11 protein-coding genes and 1 tRNA gene are annotated in these 14,357 nt (G+C 68.4%); 4 read left to right on the top strand and 8 right to left on the bottom strand.

Features of this window, described 5'->3' with window-relative positions; genetic code table 11:
* Positions 1-67: 67 nt before the first annotated feature.
* From ettA to MVA01S_RS03085, 6 genes are all read right to left on the bottom strand, one after another.
* Positions 68-1,741 (bottom strand): energy-dependent translational throttle protein EttA, encoded by a 1,674-nt coding sequence (gene ettA, locus MVA01S_RS03060; protein WP_003928342.1) that lies wholly within the window; start codon positions 1,739-1,741, stop codon positions 68-70.
* Between the two features lie 110 nt (positions 1,742-1,851).
* Positions 1,852-2,328, bottom strand: coding sequence for a single-stranded DNA-binding protein (locus MVA01S_RS03065; protein ID WP_003928341.1), 477 nt, complete (start codon positions 2,326-2,328; stop codon positions 1,852-1,854).
* A gap of 283 nt (positions 2,329-2,611) precedes the next feature.
* Positions 2,612-4,630 (bottom strand): bifunctional copper resistance protein CopD/cytochrome c oxidase assembly protein, encoded by a 2,019-nt coding sequence (locus tag MVA01S_RS03070; RefSeq protein WP_003928340.1) that lies wholly within the window; start codon positions 4,628-4,630, stop codon positions 2,612-2,614.
* A gap of 31 nt (positions 4,631-4,661) precedes the next feature.
* Positions 4,662-7,013 carry a glycerol-3-phosphate 1-O-acyltransferase gene (locus MVA01S_RS03075; RefSeq protein WP_003928339.1) on the bottom strand — a complete coding sequence of 784 codons (2,352 nt, stop codon included), beginning with the start codon at positions 7,011-7,013 and terminating at the stop codon, positions 4,662-4,664.
* Complete coding sequence (locus tag MVA01S_RS03080; RefSeq protein WP_003928338.1) at positions 7,010-8,680, bottom strand: HAD-IB family hydrolase/lysophospholipid acyltransferase family protein; 1,671 nt, start codon at positions 8,678-8,680, stop codon at positions 7,010-7,012. The genes MVA01S_RS03075 and MVA01S_RS03080 overlap by 4 nt, the downstream gene beginning before the upstream one ends.
* Positions 8,677-10,164 (bottom strand): wax ester/triacylglycerol synthase family O-acyltransferase, encoded by a 1,488-nt coding sequence (locus tag MVA01S_RS03085; RefSeq protein WP_003928337.1) that lies wholly within the window; start codon positions 10,162-10,164, stop codon positions 8,677-8,679. Before MVA01S_RS03085 ends, MVA01S_RS03080 begins: the two co-directional genes overlap by 4 nt.
* Positions 10,165-10,262: 98 nt before the next feature.
* Here MVA01S_RS03085 and MVA01S_RS03090 point away from each other — a divergent pair.
* Positions 10,263-10,336 (top strand) — tRNA-Arg (locus MVA01S_RS03090).
* Here MVA01S_RS03090 and MVA01S_RS03095 read toward each other — a convergent pair.
* Complete coding sequence (locus MVA01S_RS03095) at positions 10,305-11,180, bottom strand: alpha/beta fold hydrolase (RefSeq protein ID WP_003928336.1); 876 nt, start codon at positions 11,178-11,180, stop codon at positions 10,305-10,307. The genes MVA01S_RS03090 and MVA01S_RS03095 overlap by 32 nt on opposite strands.
* 55 nt (positions 11,181-11,235) lie before the next feature.
* Positions 11,236-12,021 carry a TetR/AcrR family transcriptional regulator gene (locus tag MVA01S_RS03100; RefSeq protein ID WP_003928335.1) on the bottom strand — a complete coding sequence of 262 codons (786 nt, stop codon included), beginning with the start codon at positions 12,019-12,021 and terminating at the stop codon, positions 11,236-11,238.
* A gap of 91 nt (positions 12,022-12,112) precedes the next feature.
* Between MVA01S_RS03100 and MVA01S_RS03105 the strand changes: the two genes are divergently transcribed.
* The 3 genes from MVA01S_RS03105 to MVA01S_RS03115 form a co-directional block, all read left to right on the top strand.
* Positions 12,113-12,517, top strand: a complete 405-nt coding sequence (locus tag MVA01S_RS03105) for a hypothetical protein (RefSeq protein WP_003928334.1) — start codon at positions 12,113-12,115, stop codon at positions 12,515-12,517.
* 67 nt (positions 12,518-12,584) lie between these two features.
* Positions 12,585-13,319: a dienelactone hydrolase family protein gene (locus MVA01S_RS03110; RefSeq protein ID WP_003928333.1), complete on the top strand. Its 735-nt coding sequence runs from the start codon at positions 12,585-12,587 to the stop codon at positions 13,317-13,319.
* Between the two features lie 60 nt (positions 13,320-13,379).
* On the top strand, positions 13,380-14,357 hold a 978-nt coding region (locus tag MVA01S_RS03115), incomplete at its 3' end, for a PE-PPE domain-containing protein (RefSeq protein ID WP_082762370.1).

Consider the following 14,357-nt stretch of genomic DNA (forward strand, 5'->3'; position numbering starts at 1 on the left):
CGGACCGGCCGCCGTTGGCCGCAACCCGAGCGCGGTCCGCGCCGGTTACCTGGTCCGCACGACGAGACTAGTCCCGCGTCAGCTTCCGGTGGGTGACCCGGTGCGGACGCGCTGCATCCGCGCCCAGGCGCTCGACCTTGTTCTCCTCGTAGCCACCGAAGTTGCCTTCGAACCAGAACCATTTGGCTTCGTTGTCGCTGTCGCCCTCCCACGCCAGGATGTGCGTGCAGGTGCGGTCGAGGAACCAGCGGTCGTGGCTGATCACCACGGCGCAGCCGGGGAAGTTCTGCAGCGCGTTCTCCAACGAGCTCAGGGTCTCCACGTCGAGGTCGTTGGTCGGCTCGTCGAGCAGGATCAGGTTGCCGCCCTGCTTGAGGGTCAGCGCGAGGTTGAGCCGGTTGCGCTCACCGCCGGAGAGCACGCCGGCCGGCTTCTGCTGATCCGGGCCCTTGAAGCCGAACGCCGACACGTACGCGCGCGACGGCACCTCGTTCTGACCGACCTCGATGTAGTCCAGCCCGTCGGAGACGACCTCCCAGACCGTCTTCTTCGGGTCGATGCCGGCACGGGTCTGGTCGACGTAGCTCAGCTTGACCGTCTCGCCGACCTTCACGGTGCCGCTGTCGGGCTCCTCGAGACCGACGATGGTCTTGAACAGCGTGGTCTTGCCGACGCCGTTGGGTCCGATGACGCCGACGATGCCGTTGCGCGGCAACGTGAACGACAGATCCTTGATCAGCAACCTGTCGTCGAATCCCTTGTCGAGGTGTTCGACCTCGACCACCACATTGCCCAGCCGGGGGCCGACCGGGATCTGGATCTCCTCGAAGTCGAGCTTGCGCGTCTTCTCGGCCTCGGCAGCCATCTCCTCGTAGCGCTGCAGGCGGGCCTTGTTCTTGGCCTGGCGCGCCTTGGCGCCCGACCGGACCCATTCGAGCTCGTCCTTGAGTCGCTTCTGCAGCTTCGCGTCCTTGCGGCCCGTGACGGCGATGCGTTCGGCCTTCTTCTCCAGATATGTGGAGTAGTTGCCCTCGTACGGGTAGGCGCGACCGCGGTCGAGCTCGAGGATCCACTCGGCGACGTTGTCGAGGAAGTACCGGTCGTGGGTGACGGCCAGGATCGCACCCTTGTAGTCGGCGAGATGCTGTTCGAGCCACAGCACACTCTCGGCGTCGAGGTGGTTGGTGGGCTCGTCGAGCAGCAGCAGATCGGGCTTGGACAGCAGGAGCTTGCACAGCGCCACGCGGCGCTTCTCACCGCCGGACAGGTGGGTCACCGGCTCGTCGGGCGGCGGGCAGCGCAGCGCGTCCATCGCCTGCTCGAGCTGGCTGTCGATGTCCCAGGCGTCGGCGGCGTCGAGCTCCTCCTGAAGCTTGCCCATCTCGTCCATCAGCTCGTCGGTGTAGTCGGTGGCCATCAGTTCGGCCACCTCGTTGTACCGGTTGAGCTTGGCCTTGATGGCCACGCCGTCCTCGACGTTCTCGCGGACCGTCTTGGTCTCGTCGAGCTGGGGCTCCTGCATCAGGATGCCGACGCTCGCGCCAGGCTGCAGGAACGCGTCGCCGTTGTTGGGCTGGTCCAAGCCGGCCATGATCCGCAAGACGCTCGACTTACCGGCCCCGTTGGGTCCGACGACGCCGATCTTCGCGCCCGGAAGGAAGTTCAGCGTGACGTCGTCAAGGATGACCTTGTCGCCGTGCGCCTTGCGGACCTTCCGCATCGTGTAGATGAATTCGGCCATTTGCCTTCGATGTGCCTTTCTCGATCCCGCCACTGGATGTGCGCGATCATCTGGGACTGCGCGATAGTCGGCCCCCATCCTAGGCGCGGCCGCATCGGAGGCGTTGGCCGCTAGGCGGTGAGCTTCAACGCCTCGGCGTCCGCCCCGGGCTCGTCCCCGCCGGGGACGTCCTCGCGGTCGCCCGCGCCGGGCTCCGGCACGGGGTCGGCGGCGGGCGCGGGCTGCTCGGGGTGTCTGCGGTTCTCGATGCGGACGATGCACCGCGCCAGATCGGGCCCGACCGAGGTCGCCCGGATCTCCAGGGAGGACCGACGGTTACCGTCGCGGTCTTCGTATTCGTTGGTGTACACGTATCCAACGACGATGACCGGGTCTCCCTTCCCGAGGCCGGCCCCGACGCCGGTGACCAGGCGACCCCAGCAGTTCACCGTCGCGTACAGCGAGTTGCCGGGCTCCCAGGAGCCGTCGGCGGTGCGACGTCGCGAGTTGCTGGCCACCCGGAACTTGAACAACTCCTGGTCGCCGACCCACCGGCGATCCGGGGCGGTGACGATGGTGCCGACGACGGTGATGGGTGTCTCGAACATGTTGGTGCCTCTCTGGCGATATCTGCTGCAGATCGGGCACCTGCCCGATCCGTGGATGACACCGCCATTGAGCGCTCGACCGCCGACACCGCGCCGCGGTCCGGCGGCGCACCGGTCGTCGGCTGTGGATGAATCACGAACTGGGGATGACGACACCCAGAGACGCCGATGCGGGCCGGCCACAACGTCGATGTGCTGCATCGGTGCGCCCAGGCCGGCCCGCTACCGTGACGCTAACACAACACCTGAATATCTGAACAGCTGAAAATATGACGGTCGTGGATCAGCCGCGCTCGCGTTCGCGCCGGGTGAACTCGGCCAGCATCGCGTTGTAGGCCGCGAGGTCGGCGTCGTCGTCCCGGTCGGCGGCGCGGTCGAGCCGCTTGGCGGTGCGCTCGTCGGAACGGCGCCACTGCACGAACAGCGCGATGAGCACGACGACCAGCGGCACCTCGCCCGCGGCCCAGGCGATCCCGCCGCCGAGTTTCTGATCACCCAGCAGGTCGGTGTGCCAGCTCAGGTTCAGCGAGCGGTAGAAGCTCTCGGCGATCACCGACTGCGTACTCATCAGGACCACGCCGAAGAACGCGTGCAAGGGCAGCGACGCGAACACCATCGCGAGCTTGGCCAGCGGCGGCAGCGGCCGCGGTGTCGGGTCGATGCCGATGACCACCCAGTAGAAGAGGTAGCCGCTGAGCAGGAAGTGCAGGTTCATCGCCAGGTGGGCGAAGTGACTGCCCGCCACCGCGTCGAAGATGCCGCCGAAGTACAGGCCGTAGAACCCGACGATGAACAACGCCGTCGCGACGAACGGGTTGGTCAGCACCTGGGAGAAGCGCGAGTGCAGGGCGGCCAGCAGCCACTCCCGCGGTCCGGGTGGGTCGTTGCGGCCGGAGGCGGGCAGCGCCCGCAGTGCCAGTGTGACGGGCGCCCCCAGCACCAGCAGGATCGGCGCGAGCATCGACAGCATCATGTGCGCGACCATGTGGATGCTGAACATCGCCGGCATGTAGCGCCCGATGCCCGAGGACGTGGCCAGCAGCAGCACCAGGCAGCCCAGCAGCCAGGCCGCGGTCCGGCCGGCCGGCCACGCATCGCCGCGCCGTCGCAATCGGATCACCCCGGCGATGTACACGAGGGCGAAGATGATGGCCGCGGTGCCGAACACCAGGTCGAACCGCCAGTCGAAGAGGATTCGGCTCAACGTCGGCGGGCCGGCGAGGTCGTAGCCGAGCTCGACCTCGGGGATCGACAGATTCAGGTTCAGCGGGGGCGGCGGCGGGGTGCGGCCCAGGGCGACCGCGACGCCGAACGTAAGCCCGAAGATGACCGCTTCGACGAGCGCGAACCGGACGAGCGGCCCGCGCGCATCGGGATCCTGCCGCAGCGCGGCCACTCCCCGGCGGCGCTGCTGCCATCCCAGGACGCCCAGGGCCGCCAGCGCCACCACCTTGGCCAGGATCAACCGCCCGTAGTCGGTGCTCACCAGGTCGGCGGGCCGGATGCGGACCAGGGCGTTGATCAGACCGCTGAGGGCCATCGCGACGAAGCACCACAACGCGACCGCGGAGAAGCGGCGCGCGGCCAGCGGGCCATGCTCGCCTCGCCGCAGCGCGTGTACGAGCAGGGCGAGCAGCCCGCCGGCCCAGATCGATCCGGCGACGAGGTGGATGAGCAGGCTGTTCGTCGCGACGTCGTGCGCCCCGCCGGACGACGAGTGCCCGGTCAGGCCCAGCGGCAGCAGCGTGAGCAGCGACCCGGCGAACAGCACCGGGGTCCAGGACCAGCGCAGCACCGGCACGCTGACGACGGTGACCAGCACGGCCAGCAGGGCCGTCCACCGCCATGCCCCGGCGATGTCGATGAGGTCGGCCACCGCCCAGACGTCGGCCGGACTCAACCGGGTGGTCAGGGGTTGGCCGCTGATGTCGGAGACCGTCAGCGGCACCATCAGCACCGCACACACGGCCCAGATTCCCGAGGCCACCGTGCCGGTGCGCAATGCGCGGTAGCCGTCCGCGTCCAGCACCCCGTTGCGTTGCGGCGGCACCATGAACGCCGCGAACAGGAACGAACCCGTCGCGGTCACCGCTGCGATCTCACCCGCGGCCTTGACGAACGGCAGGCCGAAGTTGGTCACCGGTCCGGGATCGGGCAACCCGGTGGCGGTCAGGGCGGCAGCCAGCGACAGCGCCGACAGCGCCGCGGCGGTGACACCGGCCAGCACCGCGACGCCGTAGAGCACCGTCCATACCGGCGCGCGGCGCACACCGACGGGTCCGGCGTGGGCGACAGACGTCATGCGTCCAGCGTATGACCTCTACGAACGCGATCTACGACACAGGGTCGTTGCGCAGCTCCCGACGGTTGCGCTCGCGGGCGAAGAACTGTCTGCGCGCGCACCGGTCGACGGTGTTCATGTCCTTGAGGATGCCGCGCAGTTCGGCACGGAACGCTTTGCGGCGGTCGGTCAGGTCTGCTGCCGCCTCGAGCAGATTCTGATCCGCGGCGACCTGGCAGGCCGTCGCGAACAGCAGCGCCGACACCGACTCGGTGCTCTGCAGCCGTCCCTGCGCGACGTACTGCTGACCGAGTCCGAGCGCTTTGGCGGTCAGATCCTTCTCCGAGATCTCCGCCGGGGCGTCGATCAGTGCGTCGGCAACGATCTGATACGCCTCGAAGAACGGGCGCAGCAGCGGCCCCGCGATCGCCGGGCGCTTCTCGCGCAGCAGCTCGTCGATCCGGTTCCCGCCCGCGTCGATGTCGCCCTCCCAATTCGCATGCCACGACATCTCGTCGGTGACGTGTTCGCGGTAGGCAGCCGAGTCGGCGAAGTAGAACTCGAACTTGAGCAGGTCGCGCAGCCGCATCACCTGGCGCCAGAAGGCGTCCAGCCGATCGGTTTCGGTGCGCGCGGCACAGGCCAGCGCCAACTCCACCAGCGAGGTCTCCAGGAACGCGTCGATCAGCGAGTTGCGGTAGAAAGCGGCCTCCAGCTCGTCGCCCGGGGCGATGTTCCAGACGGTGACCCGGCCGCTGTCGGTCCGGGTGATCGGGTGCCCGCCGGAGAGCGCGTCGAGCGCGGAACGCACCCCTTCGGGAGTGCGCAACCGCAACGCACTGTTGCTCATCGGCGTCTGCCTGCGCTCCAGATAGTCCAGAGAGTCCTGCAGCGTGTGGTGCAACTGGTCGAGCGTCAGCGCGATGCCGCGGGTACTGAGCAGCAGCGCCGAGACCAGCGCCGTCGCGTTCACCGGGGTGACCTGCAGGATGCGCCAGGCCACCTCGAATGCCATCTTCTGCATGGCCAGGCGTTTGGCCGGCTCGTCGGTCGCCATCGGCCCGTGCGGCTCGCCGAGGTACTCGCGCATGGACACGGCGTCGGGGAAGCGGACGTAGATCTTGCCGTAGTTGCGCTCACCCTGCGCCCGGATGTAGTTGACCAGCCACGACAATCCCTCGGCGGTCTTCTCGCCGCCGCGGGCGTAGGACGCGTACTCGGCGGTCTCATGTAGTTGGTCGAAGCTGATCGACACCGGCTGCAGCAGGATGTCGTCACTGCGACCGTCCAGGTAGGCGTCGGCGACATAGGCGAGCAGACCGAGCTTGGGCGGCAACATCTTTCCGGTGCGCGACCGGGTTCCCTCGATCGCCCAGGACAGATTGAACCGCTTCTCGACGATGTAGCCGACGAATTGGCGCAGCACGAACTTGTACAGCGGGTCGTCGAGCTTGCGGCGCAGGAAGATCACCCCGGAGCGGCGCATCAGCGGACCCATGAACCCGAACGACAGGTTGATGCCCGCGAAGGTGTGCACCGGCGGTAACCGGTTCTCCTGCATCGCGACCGGGACGATCACGCCGTCGAGATAGGAGCGGTGGGAGAACAACAGCACCGCCGGATGGGCTTCCAGCGACTGCCGCATCGCCTCGACCTCGCCGCGGTCGTAGTCGATGTTCGGGTCGAACCCCCGGCTGAAGATCGCGCGGCCCAGAGCCGGGATCAGGTCGACCGAGAAGCGACTCCAGCCGGTGCCGAGTTCGTCGAGCATCTCCCCCGCCTGCTCGACGGTGGCGCCCGGGATCTGAGCCAGCCCCTCGCGGAACCGCGCCGAGGCCAGCACCTCCGGCTTGATCAGCCGCGGCGATTTGTACTCGGGACCGAGGAGGCGCAACTCGACGCGTTCGACGGCCAGGATCGCCCGCCGGAGCACGAATCGGGCGAACTCCCTTGGGTTCTCGGCGACCGTGGTCTCGCTCCACCGCTGCCGGAGTTCCGAAACCTTGGCGGGTTCGCCTGCGACCACCCGGGCGCGCGACGGATCCCGTTTCAGGATCGCGTGCTGCAGCACCTTCGGCGGGCAATAGGTGTCCCGGCCGGACAGCACGGCGACCACTTTGGATCGGGTGGGCAACCCGGCCGGCACCCAGAACACCCGCACCGGGACCACCGAGCGGTCCGCGTCGGCCTCGAGCAACTCGACGAGCTGGGCCATCACCGCCGGCGGCGGATCGTCGTCGGCGGGCAGCTTGAGCACTTCGATTCGGGACTCGGGGTGGGCGCGCCGCTGGCTTTCCAGCCAGTCGCTGAGCAGTGCCTCCTCGGCCGGCGAGGACACCGAGGCCAGGACGAAGGTGTCGTCGACGGCGTTGTAGGACGCGAAGTCGTCGGCCCGAGCCTTCACTGCCGCCCCTCGGGATCCTGCGGCGCTGCCTTCTTGACTGTCTTGGCCGCCGCCTTCTTCGCGGGCGTCTTCTTGGCCGCCTTTTTCGCCGGCGCCTTCTTCGCCGCCGCCTTCTTCGCCGCCGCCTTCTTCGCCGCCGCCTTCTCCTTCTTCGGCGTCTTCTCCCCCGATTCGGTACGCGTGTAGAGATCCGGCACCGGCAGCTCGTCGTGCGGCCAGTCCTTGAGCGTGTCGAGGTACAGCTGGCGCACCTCCTCGATGCGCTCGGTCATGTTCTCCTGGGTCCAGTCATCGACCGGAATCGGCGGGTAGACCACCACGTCGACGGTGCCGGGGTTGAACGTGCTCGAATCGCGGGCGGCGATCACCTCGGCGTTGCGGAACACGATCGGCACGATCGGAATGCCCACCGACATCGCGATCCGGAACGGGCCCTTCTTGAAAGGACCCACCTCGTTGGTGTCGAGCCGGGTGCCCTCAGGCGCGATCAGGATCGAAAGACCCTTTCGGCCAAGCTCTTCGACCTTGCGTAGACCTTCCACCGCTTTCTTGGGGTCGTCGCGGTCGATGAACGCCGCGTCCAGGATCCTGCCGATCGTTCCGACGACGGGGTCGTTTTGGAGTTCCTTCTTGCCGACCGTGGTGAAGTTGTTGTTGACCAGACGCCCGGCGATCAGCGGATCGGCCTGGTTGCGGTGGTTGAAGATGAACACCGCCGGCCGCTGCGCGGTCAGGTTGTCCTTGCCCAGCACCTGCAGATTGATGCCGACCGTGTCGAGCAGGGTGCGGCTGAACATCGAGGTGAAGAAGTTCACGCCGGTGCGTTTGTTGCGGGTGAGCAGTCCGAGCCCGAGAGCCCCGGCCGCGATCGGCACCATCGACGCGATGCCCGCCGCGGTGCGCACCTGCGATACCGGACTGGAACCGCTGCGGCTGCTGAAGCGCAGGATCGGCCACCCGCGCTTGGCGGCGACGGCGGCCATCTTGCCTTCCGGGTTGGTCGGGCGCGGGTTGCCGACCAGGTACATCAGCGCGACATCCTCGTCACCGTCGGCATAGAAGTAGCTCCTGGACAGGTCGACGCCGTTGGCGGCGGCGAACTCCTGTACCGCCCTTGCCTTCCCGGGTCCCCAGATGATCGGGCGCTGCACCTCGCCGGTGATCAGCCCGTCGTCGTCGGTCTCGAACTTGTTGCTCAGCACGTTGTCGATGCCCAGGAACCGGGCTACCGGCTCCACCTGCACCGTCAGCGCCGACGACGACAGCACCACGGTGTGACCACGGGCCATGTGCGCGCGGACGATCTCGCGCATCTCCGGATAGATCCTGCCGACGATCTTCTGAACGAAAAGCCGTTCCGCGAGTTCGTCGATGTCGGCCACCGAGTTGCCGCGCATCATCCGCGCGCCCTTGCCGATCAGATCCTCGAACTCCGAACGGCCGAGCCGGTGGTTGAGCCCGGCCTGGACCATGCCGATGAACTCACCCATCGACATCTGCCTGCGGCGCAACCGATCCTGGGTCATCACCACACCGGTGAAGCCGGCCACGAGTGTGCCGTCGAGGTCGAAGAACGCGCCGATCTCGGGGCCCTCGGGGCTGGCCTGGACCTCGGCGACCGAGCCAGGAAGACGCAGTTGACGGTTGACCGGTGTCGCCGATGTCACTGGGAGCCACTTCCGTTCTGTCGGGTCGAATGGTGAACAGGCGCAGTCGGTGCGGTGAAGGTCACCGGCACCGCACGGCCTTCGCCGCCGAGGGCGAGCACCTCGTCGAACCCGGCGAGCAGGCAGCGCGCGAAGAGGTCCGGCTCGGTGATCGAGGCACGGTCGTAGCGGGCGGTGATGGTGCAGTAGCCCGATCGCGACACCAGTACCACCATCATCGCCACCCCGGGCAGCGGACCGATGCCGTACTGGCGCAACACTTTCGCGCCGGCGATAAAGGTGTCCCCGGCGTAGACGGGCACGTTGCTGGCCTGGACGTCGGAATTCACTATGGAACCGGCCATCGATTCGAGCAGCGCGTCGGGGAGCAGGCCGGCGATCGGGGCGATCGCTCCGACCAGGTCGATCGCCCGCTCTTCGCGCTTGCGGGTCATCTGCGAACGAACCTCCCTGATGCGGACCTCAGGGTCGGACAGGCCCAGCGGCGCCGCGAGGTTGACCCCGGCGAACCGGTTGCCCCCGGCGGGGTCGGCGTCCGAGCGCAGGTTCACCGGCACCGCCATCGGCAGCGTGTCGACGGGCACGCCTTTGGCCACGTGGTATCGCCGCAACGCCCCACACAACCCGGCCAGGTAGGCGTCGTTGATGGAGCCGCCCGCGGCCTTGGCGGCACGGTGCAGGTCACCGAGCTCGATGTCGATGGCCTCGGTGCGCGAGGACAGGCTGCGCCGCCGCAGGATCGGCGACGGGTCGGCGACCGGACCCATGACCCGGGCCCCGGACAGCGCGTAGTCGACCGCACCGCCGAGTCGCGCCAACGGATCACGCACCACGTGGCCGACCGCCTGGACGGCGCCGAACACCGCGTCGCGCACCCCGCCGGCGACCGTGCCGGGCAGACGGTTCAGACCAGCCCGCATCAGATCGTTCGGGGACAGATCCGACGGGATCGGCAGCGGCGGCGTCGGCCGTGGCGGCGGTTGCCGCTCGAAATCGTAGAGGTTGGCGAACATCTCGACGCCGCCGACCGCGTCGGTCACGGCGTGGCTGAGATGGACCATCAGCGCCGCCTGCCCGTTCTCCACACCCTCGATCAGAGTGGCCGTCCACAGGGGGCGGGAGATGTCCAGCGGGGACTGCGCGGCGATCTCGGCGAGGTCGATCAGCTGCCGCACCGTGCCCGGCTCGGGAAGACGCACCCGTCGCAGATGGAAGTCGAGGTTGAAGTCGGGGTCGATCACCCAGCGCGGGGCGGCGGTCGGCAGCGTCGGGGTGACGACCTTCTGGCGCAGCCGCAGCACCTTGCGGGAGGCATGCTCGAACCGCGTGTAGAACGTGTCCCAGTCCGGCGTGGTGTCGAGCAGCTCGACGGTCATGATGCCCGACCGGGTGCGGGGATTGGCTTCGCCGCGATGCAGGATCTGGTCGACCGCGCTGAGTTCCTCCGGGAGGCCGGCCGCGTCCACCTCCGGCTCGTTGCTCATGCGCACCACGCTAGTCGGCGCCCGTGCCGCACGAGGCGGCTTTAGTGTCGGTCGCCGGGCTGGTCACCGGCGATCCGCGAGATACACTGCTCGGCGTTGCCTCCGTAGCTCAGTTGGATAGAGCAAGAGCCTTCTAATCTCTAGGTCGCAGGTTCGATTCCTGCCGGGGGCGCAAACTCCTCGTCGAGGAACGCGAGCAGCACCTCGTTGAACTCCTCGGCGTGACTGACCGGGATCGCATGCGGTCCGCCGGCGATCACATGCAGCCGGCTGTCGGGCAGCGCCTCGTGCGTGCGCCGTCCCGACCCCTCGAACGGGACGGTCGCATCGCTGTCGCCGTGCACGACCAGGGCAGGCACGGTCACCTTGGGCAGATCCTCGCGGAAGTCGGTGCCACCGAATGCGGCCATGCAGGCCAGCGCCGCCGGCTTGCTCGCCGCACCGCACATCGCCAGCGCGTGTTGGCGCTGCTCCTCGCTGACCGCCAACCTGCCGTCGACGGAGAACACCTCGGTCATCATCTGCTCGTAGAACGAGTCCTGGTTGGTGGTCAGGGACGCGGCCATCTTCGCCGCCTGGGCGGCGGTGAGCGGCCCGTCGGGGTTGTCCTTGCGGTGCGACATGAACGGCGTCACCGAAGAGGCGAAGACCACGCTGCGAAGACGCGCCACCCCCTTGCGCGCGCAGTAACTGGCCACCTCTCCCCCGCCCATGCTGAAGCCGACGAGGGTGGCGTCGTGCAGGTCGAGTTCCTCCATCAGCGCCGACAGGTCGTCGGACAGACTCTCGTAGGTGTAACCGATCAGCGGCTTGTCGCTGCGGCCGAAACCGCGGCGGTCGTAGGTGATCACGCGGTATCCGGCGGCGCGCAGCGCCTCCACCTGGGGCGCGCACGAGTCCGCGTTCCAGGGCCAACCGTGGATGAGCACGACCGGTCGCCCGGTCCCGCCGGTGTCGTCGACGTGCAGCTCGGTGGTGCGAAGCGGGCCACGGTAGGCGGTGATCGCGGTCGTCACGACGTGTCCTCTCAGCTCAGGGTCGGAAGTCCTGTACCCCGCTGCACACAGGTCGCTACCGGCCTGTGGCCTCGATCACCGGCGCGAGTCCGTCGAGCACGCGCGCCAACCCGAACTCGTACGCGTGCTCGGCGCTGTAGGCGCCGGCGTGCGCCGCGCCTGCTGCCGCGCCGACGCGCGCGGCCAACGGGAACCGGTCGGCGTCGAACACCTTCGCCAACAGCGGCTCGGCGCGCTCCCACCACAGCTGGTCGTCCACGCCGCTGTCGGCGCCGGCGTCGCGGGTGTCGTTCTCGATGCGCGCCACCGACGTCACGAATCCCAGCAGGAAGGTCAGCGCCGCGTCCATCTGCACGTCGTGGAGACCGAGCCCGTCGAACGCCCCGAGTTCGTGTTCGTACTTCGCGATCATCCCCGGCCCCAACGGCGGCCGGGTGGTGGCCAGCTGGGCCGCCCACCGATGCCTCTCGAGGAGTTCACGGTTGGCCGCGGCAACCTTGGAAACCCTTTCCCGCCATGGCATTCCGCTGAGATCGGGCCGATCCATCCGGGCGTAGACGGTGTCGAGCATCAGGTCCAGGAGCTCGGCCTTGCCGGGCACGTAGGTGTAGGTGGCCATGGTGGCGATGCCCAACCTGGTCGCGACCGCGCGCATGGTGACCGCGCCGAGTCCGTCCGCATCGGCGATCTCGATCGCCGCGTCGACAACCGCGTCGACCGTCGTGCGCTGTCGCGGTCCGCGAGTGCTCCGGGGCTCGCCGGGAGCTCGCCACAGCAGTTCCAACGTGCGCACCGGATCCCCCGCGCTGGTCCGGTCCGGGGCCGCTCCGCGCTTGTCCATTCGGCTGATCGTAGCCCGGCGGCGACCACCCCGGTAATTCCCGTACGTTGTACTGTGTACGTTGTACTGAATTACGGAGAGGGGTTGCAGAATGACTGATCGCGGTGGTTACACGCCGTCACAGGCCGACGTCGACGAGGTGCTGGCGTGGTTCACCCGTTACGACGCGCTGGCGGTGGCCGGGGACGTCGAAGGCATGGCCGACCAGGCGATGTTCCCGCTCAACGAGGTCACCGACGGCCAGGCCGAGTCCTGCGACCGGGACCGGTTCGTCGCACAGATGACCCGCGAGGTCGGCGGCGCCGGGGACGACCTCACGATGGAGTCGGTCCGCACTCCGCATTTCATCAACGAGAACCTGGTCTTCGTGGTCACCGACGCGACCATCACCGCGGGCGGACACCGCCAGCAGGTCCGATACGGCGACCTGCTAGTGAAGACGACCGGCGGATGGAAGTTCCAGACGATGGTGCAGGGCGGCTGGGGCGGCTCCTAGCCGGCCCGGGTTACGCGGGCAGCGAACGCCACCTGCGGTGAAGTCCGCAGATGGCATTCTCTGCCACGTGACCGTGCACCGGACATCCCTGCGTCATACCGTCGACGACCGGCATTTCGACGCCGTGCTGGTCCGCGGCGACGACGCGCCCGTCGGTCCCACCGTGCTGGTCTTCCACGGGATGGAGGGCCGCAGCGACGTCCAGCTCGACATCGCGACCCGGCTCGCACTGTCGGGTTATCAGGCCGTCGCCGTGGATCTGTTCGGCGAGGATGTCAGCGCAGGCGGTCTCGCGGCCACCACGGCCGCCATGACCGGCTTTCTCGACGACCGGGTAGCACTGAGCCGGCGCCTGGACGCGGTGTTCGACACGCTCGTCGCCACCCCCGGGGTGGAAGCCGGTCGCGTCGCGGCGATCGGTTTCTGCTTCGGCGGGCTGTGCGTGCTCGATCTGGCCCGCGCCGGTCATCCTCTGGTCGCGGTCGCGAGCTTCCACGGCCTGCTGACCCCGCCGCCGCACCTCGGACAGCGGCAGGTAACGGCCAGGATCATCGTGTTCCACGGCTGGGACGATCCGTTCGCCACGCCCGAGGACGTCGTCGCGCTGGGTAGCGAGCTGTCCGGCCGCGGCATCGACTGGCAGCTGCACGCCTACGGCGACACCCTGCATGCCTTCATGGCGCCGTTCGCCGACGATCCGACGCGCGGCGTGCTTTACAGCGAATCCGCGGCACGCCGGGCGTGGGCGTCCCTGGAGGCCTTCCTTGCCGAGTGCTTCGCCGACGACTCCGCAGTGCACTGACCTGTACCTCTCGCAAGAACCGTCCCTCCGGGATACCGTGTCGCGGGGAGGGACACAGGTATGAGCAAATTTCGCAGCACGGTCGGCCGGACGGCTACCTGCGCCGCCGCGCTCGGTGTGGCGGTCACGGTCTGCGGGGTCGCGGCCACGCATCCGTCGTCGATCTCGGGTTCCCTGGTCGATCTGACCGCGTTGATCGTGGTCGGCAGCTCCACCCATCCCGACCCGACCGGCAACGAGGATTTCTTCGGCGGCATGTTCAACCAGTCCCCGTACAACCCGGGCGGCCAACCGGGCCCAGGCCTGGTCGGGGTCGATTTCCGCGGCGGTACGGCCGCAATCAACGAAGCGCTCCAAACCAATTCGGGTGCCGACAACGCCGTGCTCTCCTCCGGGTGGGGCGCCGCCAACGCCAGCCTGCTGCTGCAGCGACTCGACCGGGCCGCCGACCCCGCGCTGCCCAGCACGCTGTTCGTGCTGGACAACAACGTCTCCCGGCCCGACGGCGGATTCGGCACGCGCTACCCGCTGTTCGCGCTGATCGGCGTCAATCCGTTCCCGTCACGCACCGACACCCTCGCCAAGGCGGTGGTGGACATCGCCTACCAGTACAACTACAACTCAAACGCGCCCGCGGACCTGTTCAACCTCGTCGCGCACGTGAACTCACTGGTGGCCTACCTCTACGACTACCGGGACCAGCCCCAGATCGACCTGCCCGTCGACGTCGACGGCAGGCCGACGGTGTCCTGCGGGACGGCCAACACGTGCGCGGTGCTCGCCTCCGGCGACGCCGTGCCGTGCGAGGACGCCCGCTGCGCCACCCCCGACGGCGATCGGGCGCTCGCCTACGTGACCACCCGCGGCAACACCACCTACGTCACCTACACCACCGACGAACTCCCACTCGCACGGCTGATCCGCGACGTGCTGGGCGACGCGGTCGCCGACGCGGTGGCGCCGCTGCTCAAGGTGATCGTCGACTCCGCCTATTACGGCGGCAACCCGATCCCGTCGGATCCGAGCCGCTATCGGCCC

This window comes from Mycolicibacterium vaccae NBRC 14118 = CIP 105934 (assembly GCF_001552715.1).
Taxonomy (GTDB): domain Bacteria; phylum Actinomycetota; class Actinomycetes; order Mycobacteriales; family Mycobacteriaceae; genus Mycobacterium; species Mycobacterium vaccae.

Excerpts from the sequence above, each read along its gene's own strand:
- ettA (WP_003928342.1), bottom strand. The coding sequence starts at position 1,741 with ATGGCCGAATTCATCTACACGATGCGGAAGGTCCGCAAGGCGCACGGC.
- MVA01S_RS03065 (WP_003928341.1), bottom strand. The coding sequence starts at position 2,328 with ATGTTCGAGACACCCATCACCGTCGTCGGCACCATCGTCACCGCCCCG.
- MVA01S_RS03070 (WP_003928340.1), bottom strand. The coding sequence starts at position 4,630 with ATGACGTCTGTCGCCCACGCCGGACCCGTCGGTGTGCGCCGCGCGCCG.
- MVA01S_RS03085 (WP_003928337.1), bottom strand. The coding sequence starts at position 10,164 with ATGAGCAACGAGCCGGAGGTGGACGCGGCCGGCCTCCCGGAGGAACTC.
- MVA01S_RS03100 (WP_003928335.1), bottom strand. The coding sequence starts at position 12,021 with ATGGACAAGCGCGGAGCGGCCCCGGACCGGACCAGCGCGGGGGATCCG.
- MVA01S_RS03105 (WP_003928334.1), top strand. The coding sequence starts at position 12,113 with ATGACTGATCGCGGTGGTTACACGCCGTCACAGGCCGACGTCGACGAG.